The sequence below is a fragment of the Intestinirhabdus alba genome, assembly GCF_009711095.1.
GTDB lineage: Bacteria > Pseudomonadota > Gammaproteobacteria > Enterobacterales > Enterobacteriaceae > Intestinirhabdus > Intestinirhabdus alba.
The window spans coordinates 53867-67122 of the sequence record NZ_WMJZ01000003.1 but is presented as its reverse complement, the minus strand read 5'-3'; the positions used below and the strand labels follow the sequence as shown (position 1 = coordinate 67122).

The 13256-nt window shown below is 59.8% G+C and carries 9 protein-coding genes; 4 read left to right on the top strand and 5 right to left on the bottom strand.

The features are described from left to right. The first annotated feature begins 7 nt into the window (after positions 1-7). Positions 8-1387 (top strand): sugar porter family MFS transporter, encoded by a 1380-nt coding sequence (locus GJV78_RS03110; protein WP_155106951.1) that lies wholly within the window; start codon positions 8-10, stop codon positions 1385-1387. Positions 1388-1424: 37 nt separating this feature from the next. Here the strand turns inward: GJV78_RS03110 and GJV78_RS03105 are convergent, their stop codons facing one another. Continuing rightward, positions 1425-2630, bottom strand: a complete 1206-nt coding sequence (locus GJV78_RS03105) for an ROK family protein (RefSeq protein WP_155106950.1) — start codon at positions 2628-2630, stop codon at positions 1425-1427. Positions 2631-2741: 111 nt separating this feature from the next. Here GJV78_RS03105 and GJV78_RS03100 point away from each other — a divergent pair, with 111 nt between their 5' ends. From GJV78_RS03100 to GJV78_RS03090, 3 genes are all read left to right on the top strand, one after another. Next, positions 2742-6017 carry a tetratricopeptide repeat protein gene (locus GJV78_RS03100; RefSeq protein ID WP_155106949.1) on the top strand — a complete coding sequence of 1092 codons (3276 nt, stop codon included), beginning with the start codon at positions 2742-2744 and terminating at the stop codon, positions 6015-6017. Between the two features lie 62 nt (positions 6018-6079). Continuing rightward, entirely contained in the window at positions 6080-7528 is a 1449-nt protein-coding gene (locus GJV78_RS03095) for a sugar porter family MFS transporter (protein WP_155106948.1), read from the top strand. 11 nt (positions 7529-7539) lie between these two features. After that, positions 7540-8412: an aldose 1-epimerase gene (locus GJV78_RS03090; RefSeq protein WP_155106947.1), complete on the top strand. Its 873-nt coding sequence runs from the start codon at positions 7540-7542 to the stop codon at positions 8410-8412. 9 nt (positions 8413-8421) lie between these two features. On the opposite strand, the gene GJV78_RS03085 is transcribed toward GJV78_RS03090, so the two are convergent. The 4 genes from GJV78_RS03085 to GJV78_RS03070 form a co-directional block, all read right to left on the bottom strand. Further along, the gene (locus tag GJV78_RS03085) at positions 8422-9312 is read right to left on the bottom strand and encodes an ROK family protein (protein ID WP_155106946.1); all 891 of its coding nucleotides are present in this window, start codon (positions 9310-9312) and stop codon (positions 8422-8424) included. A 25-nt stretch (positions 9313-9337) separates the two neighbouring features. Continuing rightward, positions 9338-10717, bottom strand: coding sequence for a 6-phospho-beta-glucosidase (locus GJV78_RS03080; RefSeq protein WP_330998776.1), 1380 nt, complete (start codon positions 10715-10717; stop codon positions 9338-9340). A gap of 136 nt (positions 10718-10853) precedes the next feature. Then, a complete protein-coding gene (locus tag GJV78_RS03075; protein WP_155106944.1) occupies positions 10854-11150 on the bottom strand; it encodes a PTS sugar transporter subunit IIB in 297 nt (98 codons plus the stop codon). A gap of 27 nt (positions 11151-11177) precedes the next feature. Further along, complete coding sequence (locus GJV78_RS03070) at positions 11178-12485, bottom strand: PTS sugar transporter subunit IIC (protein ID WP_155106943.1); 1308 nt, start codon at positions 12483-12485, stop codon at positions 11178-11180. Positions 12486-13256: the final 771 nt, after the last annotated feature.

The following is a 13256-nucleotide window of genomic DNA, read 5'->3' as shown; positions in this document are numbered from 1 at the left end:
GAATAAAATGAATACAACCTACGGTATGAGTTATAAGCTGTCGCTCATTGCATCGGTAGCCGGATTATTATATGGCTTTGACTCGGCGGTCATTGCCGGTGCCATAACGCATCTGAGCCACTATTTCGCCCTCGACGCCATGGGCACCGGCTGGGCGGTGTCGTCAGTGGTATTGGGGTTTATGATGGGTGCCTTTAGCGGCCAGTTTATTACTAACGCTTTGGGGCGCAAGAAAGCGCTGATTATTACCGGCGTACTGGTTTTTCTCGCCGGGATTTTCACCGCTTTCCCCTATAACTTTACGATGTTTATTCTTTTCAGGATCGTTGGCGGCATCGGCGTGGGGCTGGGTTCCGCGACGGCCCCGGTCTATATTGGCGAAGTCGCAGCGCAAAAAATACGCGGCAAAGCGCTGGGCTTTTACCAGATGATGATCGCCTTCGGCATCCTCGCGGTGTATCTGGTCAACGCGCTGGTCGCCAACCAGGCCAGCGATCCGCAGTGGGCCACAGAGTACGGCTGGCGCTTTATGCTGGGCGCGATGTCCGTTCCCGGCTGCCTGTTTATGCTGCTGGCCTTCTGGCTCCCCGAATCGCCGCGCTGGCTGATTAAAAACCATCGCGAAGAGCAGGCCGGGGCCATTCTTCGCACCCTTTACGGCGAGGATTACGACAGCCAGGGGGCGATTAACGAGATAAAAAGCACGTTTCGTCAGCCCGACGCTGGCCGCGCTGACGCCAGCATTCTGGCAAAAAAGTATCGCCGGGTGTCGCTGACCATCCTGGGCATGGCGCTGCTGGCGAACTTATGCGGCATTAACGCCGTGCTCTATTACGGCAACGTCCTGTTTGAAAATATCGGCATTGCCAGCGAAAAAACGGCCTACTATCAGCAGATAGTTATCGGCATCGCCTTCTTTGTCGCCGCCGTCTGGGCCGTCTACCGGGTGGAAAAGTACGGCCGCCGCAGGCTGCTGATCGTCGGCTCCTTCGTCTGCTTTCTTTCCATTACCCTGCTGGGAATTCTTATCTGGATGGGGGTCACCAGCCTGTTTATGCTGGCGATCATGATTGTCTATATTCTGTTCTTCGGCGGCACCGTGGGGCCGATATTATGGATAATCATTCCCGAACTGGCCCCCAATATGATCCGCGATAAGCTGATGTCCTGGGCGACGCTGCTAATCTGGACCGGCAGCTTTATCGTCTCGCAAACCTTCCCGATGCTGACCAACAGCGAAATGCTCAACCGGCTGTTCAACGGCAGCTTCCCCTTCTTCCTCTACGGCCTGTGCTGCCTGCTGTGGTTTTTGCTGAACGTCTTTTGCGTGCCGGAGACCCGCAACCGATCGCTGGAGGAGATCGGCGCGGAAATGAGCCGGGCCTGAGCCGGCATTCCGGTCATCGCCCCGGCGGTGACCGGCGTCAGCCGGCGCGCAGCGCGCTAAGGCTCTCCTCCACGTACAGCCAGGCGATGCCCACCACCTGCTGCTGGCGGGTTAGCTGACCAAACTCAATGCGGGTGGCGTTCTTTTTAAGGGTATCGGCGGGATCGAAGGGGCCGCCGACCACGTGCCGGACGATGGTTTCCAGCCACGCTTCGCCGAACCGGCAGCTGCGGCCATAGAGCCAGATCTGGTTGATATTGAGGATATTAAGAAAATTATACAGGCTGAGGCCGATGGCGTTCGCCCCGTCCTCCACCAGCCGCTGCACCATTGGCACCTTCTGCCGCCAGAGCGCGATCAGCAGGTCGGTATCAAGCTGCTCAATCTCTTCAGCGGTAATTCCGGCGTTCAACTTCAGGCCCGTCCGCACCTGTTTCTTGATGGCGCTCAGGGAGGCGACGGTTTCCAGGCAGCCGTATCTGCCGCAGCTGCAGGCCTTGCCGTCGGGGTCCACGATGGTATGGCCAATCTGGCCGCTTCCGTACAGGCTTCCCCGGTAGATGGCGTTATTGATGATAAACGACGAGCCGATGCCGTAGTCGACGTTGATCACGCAGAAATCTTTTCGCGGGTTATCGCCCTGCCACTTCTCCGCCAGCGCCAGCATGATGCAGTCATTATCCACAATAACCGGGCATTTTAAGCGCTCTTCGAGAATATACTTCACCTCCACCGGCTCCCTCCACGGTGCCTGCGGCATATATTGCGATACCCCGGTTTCCGCATCGACCTGGCCGTGCATGGCGATCGCAAGGCGGAGCTTTTTATCGGGGAACGCTTTCTGGCAGCGAATGTAGCGCCGGGAGATTGCCTCCAGCAGCGCCGTCGGCGTCGGCGCGTCGACGGCCTCGTTCGTCAGGTCGCCAACCACGGAAAGCTGATGATCCACCAGCTGGCTTTCGAGGGTGGTCGGGGTCACGTTCAGGCACAGGGTCAGGGGCGTATGGGTCGGCAGCAGCCAGCTGCCGCTGCCGACGCCGCGGTGGCTTAAATTCGTCTCTGAATGGCAGACCTGCCCCTCCGCCAGCAGCTCCTCCAGAATGTTGCTGACCGCAGGAATCGAGAGTTCAATGGCTCTGGCAACCTGCGATTTTGTCACCCTTTTTTCCCGCCAGAGAAGCGACATAATCAGCTCTTTATTGAGCTGACGCATCCGGCTGTTGTTCAGGCCCACGTCAAACATCAGTTAACTCTCTTTAGTGTAATCCGTGATCGTTCTGGATTACGCCCCAGAAATTAGCGTTCAGAATGCCATTATACGGTGGTTAACTTACATTTTTTAGTGGAGAGACGCATGTACAGTAAAGTCGCTGTCAGACGCGAGAGCGTGACATTACCGACCTGGACGACGGATAAAGAAGATCCCAATCCGATGTTTCTGGAAAAGCGGGTGTATCAGGGTTCGTCAGGTGCCGTCTATCCCTACGGAGTGATCGATACGCTCACCGGAAAATGTGAGGACAAAGAGTACCAGGCCATCTGGATCGAGAACGACTTTATTCGCGTGATGCTGCTGCCGGAGCTGGGCGGGCGCATCCACCGGGCCTGGGACAAGGTGATGCAGCGCGACTTCGTTTACTACAACGAGGTGGTAAAACCGGCGCTGGTCGGCCTGGTCGGCCCGTGGATTTCCGGCGGCATCGAGTTTAACTGGCCCCAGCACCACCGCCCGACCACCTTTATGCCGGTGGATGTGACCGTTCAGGAGCACGACGACGGAGCGTGCACCGTCTGGCTCGGCGAGCTGGAGCCCATGCGCGGCCTGCAGGTGATGACCGGCTTCACCCTCTATCCCCACAGGGCGCTTATCGAAATCACCGGGAAGGTGTTTAACCCCAACGCCACCCCGCGCCACTTCCTGTGGTGGGCCAATCCGGCGGTCAAGGGCGGCGACGACCATCAGAGTGTCTTCCCGCCGGACGTCACCGCGGTGTTTGACCACGGCCGCCGGGCGGTTTCTGCTTTCCCCATCGCCCACGGCGAATACTATAAGGTCGATTACTCCGCCGGCGTGGATATCTCCCGCTACAAAAATATCCCGGTGCCCACCTCCTATATGGCGGACAAATCGGACTACGATTTTGTCGGTGCCTGGCACCACGGCGAGAACGGCGGCCTGCTGCACGTGGCCGATCACCACGTCTCGCCGGGCAAAAAGCAGTGGACCTGGGGATACGGCGACTTCGGCCAGGCCTGGGATCGTAACCTGACCGATAAAAACGGCCCCTATATCGAGCTGATGACCGGCGTCTTTACCGACAACCAGCCGGACTTCACCTGGCTTGCCCCCTTTGAAGAGAAGGTTTTCGTACAGAACTTCCTTCCCTACAGCCAGCTGGGCACGCTGCAGAACGCCAATACCACCGCCGCCATTAAGCTGGAGCGGGAAGAGGGCGGCCTGCGCCTCGGGGTCTACGCCATCGAACCGCTCAGCGGCGTGACGCTGGCGCTGCGGGACGGCGAGCAGGTGCTGTGGAGCAGCGACCTGTCGCTGGAGCCGGCGCAGGCGTGGCTGCACAGCCTCAGCGGCGAGTACGGCCAGCGCCTCAGCCTGACGCTGATGGACAGCGAAGGCCGGGAGATCCTCTCTTACCTGGAGCATATCGCCCAGGAGACGCCGCTGCCGTCCCCCGCCAAAGCGCCGGCTCTGCCCGCCGAGCTGACCAACTGCGAGGAGCTGTACTTTATCGGCCAGCACCTGGAGCAGTACCTCAGCGCCAGCCGCTCCCCGTACGACTACTATCTGCGGGCGCTGGAGATCGATCCCTTTGACTACCGCTGCAACGTGGCGCTGGCCACCCTGGAGTACAACCGCGCCAACTGGCCGCAGGCGGAAAAATATGCTGAAAACGCGCTGAAGCGGGCGCATCAGCTGAATAAGAACCCGAAATCGGGCGAAGCCAGCCATCTGCTCGCCTCGGCGCAGGAGAAGCAGGGAAAACTGAAAGAGGCTTACGACAACTACTTCAAGTCCAGCTGGAGCGGCGACTGCCGGGACACCGCGTTCTATCACCTGGCGCGCCTGGCATTAATGGCGGGCGATACGGCTAAGGCCCTCGGCTTCTGTCAGCAGAGCCTGCGCTTCAATGGCTGTAATAACCTGGCGATGGCACTGTACGGCCTCCTGCTGGCGAAAAGAGGTAATCCGGCGGCGGCGCTGGCGTATATCGACGCGCGGCTGGTCGAGTATCCGCTCAGCTACGCCCTGCACTACGCCCGCTACGCCGTTGCCGACGACGAGCGCGCCCTGGAGGCGCTGATCGACATAACCAATAACCGGGGCATCAACTCATCGGTACTCGCCGCCTGGCTGACCACGCTCGGCATGAAGGCCGAGGCGCTGACCCTCCTGACGCGGCTGGACAATCAGGAGGCCATGCCGCTGCTGTGGCGCGCCGCCCTGACCCCGGATACCAGGGAGAAGAGCAGGCTGGTGGCCGAAGCGCAGCGTAACTTTGCGCTGCGGGTGCGCTTTCCGAACCTGGTTGAGGAGGTGGACATGCTGCGCAGCCTCGGCGATGACGGCTTCGCCCGCTATCTGCTCGGCTGCTTCTGCTACAGCAAAAAAAGTTACGGCGACGCGGTGGCCTGCTGGTCCTTCACCCTGCAGCAGATGCCGGACTTCGCGCCCGCGCACCGTCTGATGGGCATCTGGGCGTGGAACAAGCGGGGCGACTTCGCTCAGGCTGAAAAATCCCTGCAGCGCGCCATCGCGCTGGAGCCGGGCAACGCCCGCCTACTGTTTGAACGCGACTACCTCTATAAGATCAACGGCAAATCGCCGGCGTTCCGTCTGGCGGCTCTCGCGGACAAGGTTGACGTCGCGCTGATGCGTGACGATCTCACCGCCGAGCTGCTGAACCTGTGGAACATTACCGGGCAGACCGGGCTGGCGGCGCAAATCCTGGCCGGGCGCACCTTCCACCCCTGGGAGGGCGGCGAAGGCAAGGTGACCGGTCAATATCTGATCAACCAGCAGCGCCGGGCCATCGCGGCCATCGACCAGGGCCAGCTGGAGGAGGCCCGGGAGCTGCTCCGCGCGGCGTTGACCTACCCGCTGAACCTGGGGGAAGGCCGCCTGGCGGGCCAGAGCGACAACGATATCTGGTATCTGCTGGGCCTGTGCGCGGAGCGCCAGGGGGAGAGCGAACAGGCCCAGGCCGCGTACCGGGAGGCCGCGAAGGGCGGCTCCAGTCTTGACGCCGGTCGCTACTACAACGACCAGCCCGTGGATTACCTCTTCTACCAGGCCCTGGCCTTTAACAGGACGGGCCAGGCTGAGAAGGCCGCGGAGATGTTCAAAGGCTTTATCGCGTGGGCCAGCGCCCATCGCGATGACCCGGTGCAGAGCGATTTCTTCGCCGTCTCCCTGCCCGACCTGGTGGCGCTGGAGGGCGACGCCCGGTCGGCGCACCTCCAGCACTGCCTGTTCGTCAGCGCCCTGGGCCATCTGGGGCTGGGAGAGGTCGATAAATTTAAGCAGATCGTGAGCGAGCTGCTGGACATTAACCCCTCGCACGACAAGGCGCACTTAATCCACCTGGCCTGCGAGGCCGGACTTTATCACTAAGAAAATAAAAAAAGGGGGGCTTCCCCCCTTCCCTACAACATGCGAAACACAGAGGAATGGATATGAAAAACGATCCACATCAGCTGCATATGGGCTACGTCTGGATGATATGTCTGGTGGCGGCCTGCGGCGGCTTATTGTTTGGTTTTGACTGGGTGGTGGTTGGCGGCGCTAAGCCGTTCTACGAGGCTTACTTTAACATTACCGATCCGGCGACCTCCGGCTGGGCGATGAGCTCGGCGCTGGTGGGCTGCATTTTCGGGGCCATGAGCGCCGGCTGGCTGGCCGACCGGTTTGGCCGCAGGCTGCCGCTGATCCTCTCCGCCCTGTTATTTACCGCCTCCGCGCTGGGGATCGCACTCTCCACCCATTTCGACGTGTTTATTACTTTTCGTATCGTCGGGGGGGCAGGCATCGGTATCGCCTCGGCCATCAGCCCGCTGTACATCGCTGAAATCAGCCCGTCGGCCAAACGGGGCCGCTTCGTCGCCGTTAACCAACTGACCATTGTTATCGGCGTTCTCGCCGCGCAGATCGTCAACCTGCTGATTGCCCGCCCCGTGGCGTCGGACGCCACGCTGCTCGACATCCAGCAGAGCTGGAACGGCCAACTGGGCTGGCGCTGGATGTTCGGAGCCGGCGTCGTACCGGCGGTCGCTTTCCTGGTGCTGATGTTCCTGGTGCCGGAATCTCCCCGCTGGCTGGTGCGCGCGGGCAAAGCGCAGCGCGCTAAAGCAATGCTCGCCAGAATTGGCAACGACCGCTACGCGGAAGAGACCTTTAGCGAGATCGAGGCCGCCGTCGCCACAACCGGGGCGGATGCGCAAAAGGTGCGCCTGAGCGCCCTGCTGGAAAAAAACGTCCGCCCGATCCTCATCGTCGGCATGGTTATCGCCGTGTTCCAGCAGTGGTGCGGGATTAACGTCATCTTCAACTACGCGCAGGAAATTTTTGCCTCCGCCGGGTTTGATATCAACAGCACCCTGAAGTCCATCGTGGCGACCGGGCTTATTAACCTGATCTTCACCATTATTGCCCTGCCGCTGGTGGATAAGGTCGGTCGCCGGAAGCTGATGCTGATTGGTGCCGGCGGGCTGACGCTGATCTATGCCGCCATCGCCGCCGCCTACGCCACGGGGATGATGGGCCTGCCCGTCCTGCTGCTGGTGCTGGCGGCCATCGCGGTCTACGCCCTTACGCTTGCCCCGGTCACCTGGGTGCTGCTGTCGGAAATCTTCCCGGCGCGGGTTCGCGGCCTGGCGATGTCCCTCGGCACCCTGGCCCTGTGGATCGCCTGCTTTGTGCTGACCTACACCTTCCCGCTGCTTAACGCCGGCCTCGGCGCGGCCGGCAGCTTCCTGCTGTACGGTATCATCTGCGCCCTTGGGTTTATCTTTATCTTGCGCAAAATTCCGGAAACCAAAGGCGTCTCCCTGGAGGCCCTGGAGCAGACGATGCTGAATCCGGCGCGGCGCTCCGCCCTGGCCTCCGCCAGCGGGCAGGCGCGCTGACCGGAGAACAGATGAACATCTTTACCCTTGAAAATCCGCGTCTGCGGGCGCGGATCGCCGACAGCGGCGCGTGCCTGCTGAGCCTGGAGGACGCGGACCGCGGCGGCCATCTCCTGCGGCCGTGGGCGGAAAACCCGGCGTGGCATCCGGGGGAATCGGCGATGTTTCCGATGCTGCCCTTCGCCAACCGGATCGCCGGCAACCGTTTCACCGTAGGCGACAGGCGCTGCTCCCTGCCGCCGCAGCCGTTCGGCGATCCGTTCTATCTTCACGGCAACGGCTGGCTGACCCGCTGGCAGGTGGTTAAGCAAACCGCGCACGCCCTGACCCTGGGCTGCGCGCCGGAAGAGCTGGCGGGCTACCGCTACGCCGCGCAGATCGCCTGGACGCTGGCGGATAATCGCTTTGAGACGACGTTAACCCTGACCCACCTCGGCGAGGAGTCGATGCCCTACGGCGCGGGGCTGCACCCGTTTTTCCTGCTGACGCCGGAGGACCGGGTGCAGTTTTCCGCCACCGGCATGTGGAGCGAGGAAGAAAACCATCTGCCCGGCGCGTGGCGTGAAGCGATCCCGGCAGACAGAGATTTTTCGCGGCCCCGGGCCGCGCCCGGCGTGTGGATCAATAACTGCTACTCCGGCTGGAGCGGCGCGGCGGCGATAAGCAACCGCTTCAGGCGCATCGAAATAAAAAGCGATACGCCCTGGCTGATGGTTTACCAGAACGGTAAAGACGATTTTATTTGCCTGGAGCCGCAGACGCATCCGGTCAACGCGCATCATCTCCCCGGCAGGCCGGGGCTGCGGATGCTGAGAAAAGGCGAGTCGCTGGCGCTGAAAATGACGCTGCGCGTGGCCGATCCCCGCCCGGAAGCGGGGGATTAGCGCGCGGGCTCACGCCGGGCAAAGAGCGTCCCTGGCGTGCAGCACGGCCCCCAGCACGTTCGCATGTCGGGCGTACTTACAGCCCACTATCCGGGTGGTAATCAGCTTGTCGAACCGCGAGTGCACCGCATAATAGCCCTCGTGCAGCTTCTGGATCAGCCAGCCCTGCTGGCTGATCGCCCCGCCGATGCATATCACCTCCGGGTTATAGATCAGGGTGAGCATATACAACCCCATCACGTTGTGCTGGCACCACGCCTCCATCACCGCCCGCGCCTGCGGCTCGCCGTCGAGGTATCTTTCGCAGACGATCCTGCCGCTCTGCGTTTTTTGCGCCTCCGGCACGGCGGCGTTATAGGCCTCAAGCAGGGCTTTGGCGGAGGCGACGCTGCCGATCCCGCGCAGCCTGCCGCTCTCAATGGCCAGGGGCAGATGGGAAAATTCCCCGGCGATGCCGTCTTCACCGGAAACGATCCGCTCGCCCTGGCAGAGGCAGCCGCCGATGCCGGTGCCGATGATCCAGTAGGCGCTGGAGCGGGTCTGCCTGCCATTGCCTAACCTCAGCTCGCAGTACGCGGCGGCCCTGCCGTCATTGAGCGTTCTGACCGGCAGGTTGAGCCTTTTACCGATCTCCGCATCCACGCAGGTTCCGCACATCACCTCGACGCTGGCGGCGGCCCGGGAGAGCACCCTCCCCGCGCGGTCGATGACGCCGGGCGCGCTGACCCCCGCCAGGCGAAAAGCGGAACGCTCAATATCCTGGCAGAGGTAGTCATAAAAGGATGACGCGGCGCTGAAGCGGAGCGTCGGCTTCCGCCAGGCCCGGAGGATCCTGTTGCTGTCGTCAATCACGGCGTACTTGATAAAGCTGCCGCCGATATCTATGCCTAAACAGTGCATACCCGGCTCCCCGCCCTGCGCCCGGTTATTCACTCAGACCGCGGGCGATGGGGTCTTTGATCTCAACGTCCTGCAGCCTGTCGATAGCCGCCTTAAAGCGCGGCAGGAAGCGCCGGTGCGCGATAAACAGCTCGTCCATGACCCGCTTAGCGGTGGCACCGCCCGGTATCAGCGGATTCATCAGGAAGGCCTGCAGAACCAGCCCGTAGTTGCCGGTGACCGCCGCCTCGCAGACGCACAGCTCCATGTTTTTCATCAGCTGCAGCCAGCCGCGCTCGGCGGGGGCCAGCCGGCCGAAGGCGATGGGGAGCGCCCCCGCCGATCCGATAAAGCAGGATACCTCCACCGCGCAGTCGTCATCCAGATCCGGCACGGCACCGTCATTGCGGGTGGAAACGACGATATGGGTGTTTTTATTGTTATACAGCGCGGAGATGGCCTCGCAGGCGGCGTCGGAATAGTATCCCCCGCCCCGCTTTAGCAGAAGCTCGGGTTTGGTCTGGAGCGTCGGGTCCTGGTAAAGCTGCAGAAGCGCGGTTTCCATCTCTTTCACCTGCTCCGCCCGGGTGCCCACGGTCTGATACTCTTCAATACCGCGCTGTAGCATCTCCTCCTGGCGATAGTAGTAGCGATGATAGCCGCAGGGCAGCAGGTTCATCTGCTCCAGCTGCTCCTGCATAAAGGGAACCTTATGGATATTCGCCGGAATGCCCGTATCTTCATTACGGAACATGGCGCTGATGATGTCCGCAGTAACGTCCTGGCCCTGATTATCAAGAACGCGATGCCAGTGGAAATGGTTTAACCCGGCGAATTTGTAGGTAAGCTCCGCCAGGGCGGCGTTGATGGTTGCCGGCTCTTTCATCATCGCGTTGACCGGCACGTTGCACAGGCCGATAACCCGCCGCCAGCTGCTGTAGCGAAGGATAGCCTCGGTGACCATGCCGCTGGGATTGGTAAAGTTGATAAGCCAGGCGTTCGGGCACAGCGCGGCCATTTCGTTGACGATCTCGAGGATAAGCGGAATGGTTCTTAACGCCTTGAAAATCCCGCCGGCACCGTTGGTTTCCTGGCCCAGCAGCCCGTAGGAAAAGGGGATTCTTTCGTCTTTTATCCGCGCTTCCAGCAGCCCGACGCGAAACTGCGTGGTTACAAAGTCGGCGTCCTTTAAGGCCTGCTGGCGATCCAGCGTTAAATGCACCTTAACCTTCCAGGGCGTCGCGTCCCACATTCTCTGGGCCAGCCTGCCGACAATTTCCAGCTTCTCTTGCCCTTCCTCGACGTCTACCAGCCACATTTCGCTCACCGGCAGCTCGTCATAGCGCTTGATAAACCCCTCAATCAGCTCCGGCGTATAGGTGCTGCCGCCGCCGATGGTGACGATTTTTAATTTTTTTTGTTCCACTGCTTCCCCCATTTCACTCTCTGCGCTTCTGTAAGCCGCGCGCGTCGCTGACGGCTATTCTGACTGGTCTGCTCAGGCAGGCGCGGCGGCGGGTCGGAATCTCCCGGCTCTGCGTCAACGCCCCTGGTTAAGCGACTCAGCCGACGATTTTCATGACGTTTTGCAGAATGTTATTGGCATTCAGCGTGCCGTAGTCGGCCATATTAATCACCTCCACCGGGCAGGGGACCTTTTGCTGGATCTCTTTTAACTGGAATCGTATTTGCGGCCCCAGCAGAATAATGCTGGCGTCCTTACCCCGCAGGGTCGCTTCGCTGGAGGCATAGGCGTTTATTTCGCACGCATAGCCTTTTTCCGCCGCAACCTGGCGCATTTTGCTGACCAGCATGCTGGTTGACATCCCGGAACTGCACAGTAATACAATATTTTTCATAAACTCACCTTTTACTGAAAACGAGGGTTACCCCGCGAGCGGCTGCGCCTTTTCTTTCGCCAGATAGAGCCGGTCCTGCATGACCATAAACGGATAATAGATAACCGTTGAAACAACAATGATTAGCAGCTGTATCATCACGCCCCTGCCGCCCTGCAGAATAAAGCCCGAAAGAATGGGCGGCATCGTCCAGGGAACCTGAACCGCGGTAAACGGCGGTAAAAAACCGCTGGCTATCGCAAAATAAATAATGGTTAACGTAATAACCGGCACACATAAGAAAGGAATGAGCATAATAAAGTTATAAACAATCGGCAGGCCGAAAATTACCGGCTCGTTAATATTAAACAGGCCGGGCAGCAGCGCCAGCCGGGAAATATCCTTCATCTGCTTCGACCTGGCGCGCAGGATCGCCGCGATCAGCAGGCCGAGGGTAACGCCGGTGCCGCCGGTCTTCACAAAGTAATCAAGGACCTGCGGGGTCATGATGTAGGCACCGGCTGAGATGGAGAGCGCCCCCTTAGCGGCCAGCTCCGCGTTCACCAGCGAGTTGGCCGTCAGCACCGGAAGAATCGGCCCCATCACGATATTCGGCCCGTGCAGCCCCATCCAGAACAGCAGCGCGCACAAAAAGACCATGATCAGCGCGCCGATATAGGTATCGGTCAGCATCTGCATCGGCGTCTGCAGAACGTTAAAGATGAACTCCGTCAGCGTCGTGTTCAGCGAGCGGAAGAAGATAAAGGCCAGCATCGACAGCAGCATAATAACCACGCCGGGGATCACCGCAATGAAGGCGTTGGCCACCCCTTCCGGCACGCCGGAGGGCATTTTTATGGTTATTTTCCGCTTCACAAAAAAACAGAAGATGAGCGAGGAAAGCAGGCTGATAATAATGGCGGTAATCACGCCCTGCCCGCCGGTCCACAGCTTCGGAATAATGGCGTCAATCTCTTTACCGTCGGCGGTAACCGATGAGGAGGTGACGATTAAAAAGGCAATCAGCGCCGTAATCGCATTGGAGATACCGTCGACATTTTCATTTTTTGCATAGTGATAAGAGATACCTAACACCGAGATGATGGCGATAATATCAAAGGTGGAGCTGACGACCTTATTGATACCCACATCCCAGCCGGCACCAAAAAGAGAGACCATAAAATCCTGATAGCCTTCAATGGGAATATTGGCCACCAGTAAAAAAAGCGAGCCAATCAGCGTGGCGGGCATGGTTAATACAAAGCCATCTTTTAACGCCACCAGCATTTTTGTATTGGCGATCCGCGCCAGCACGTTAAAAAAAGCCTCACCCCTGCTTAACATTTCACTATTCATAAAGATCCTCTTATCATCATGGGATGTTTTATTTAACAGAATGCATCATCTCAATTCCCTTTTTGGCTATACCTGTCATACTTCAGGCTGTATATGCGTTGGCTTTATTCGGCCCGGAGGCCTCACCCTGAAAGGCCGCCGCCAGCGGCGTTCAAATCGGCTAAGCCGATCTGTCCTCGCTCACCCCAGTCACCCATTTATGCACGCTCCAGGGGATTAATGAGAGACATCCCTGCCTCTCACCAGAGGCAGCCTGCGGCTGTTCAAATTCGTTCCTGACGAATTTGTCACTGCGTCGCCGCGTGATTCGGCCTGTGGCCTCACTCCTTCGGGGCCAGCGCTACGGCTGTTCAAAACACGCTGCGTTTTGTCCTGCAGCTCGAATTATTTAGGGCATAAAACCGCGCCCGCGCGGTATGTCTCTGTAATATTTGCGCCATGGATTTTACGCCCGATAAAAGCAATATCAACGTTATCAACCCCAATTGCGGGAAAGTTTATCCGCGCCAACGCCGTCAGGCCGCGCGGTCCGGAACCGGAACGCGCTTTCGCCGAGGGTCGATATTGTAAATCTGCAGCAAAGGGCGGAGCGGGTGGGCGAGGTACAGCATGCAGACAAAACGCCCGCGGGCGTTAGATGAAACGAGTAGCGTAGAGCCATTAACCGGGGCTGGGGCGGCGGCTAATTTACCAGGCTGCGTCCCTTAACCGGACGTCGACGCAGGGCCGGGGCCATTCAGGCTCGTTGCCCCGTGACTCGCCGCGCATCCG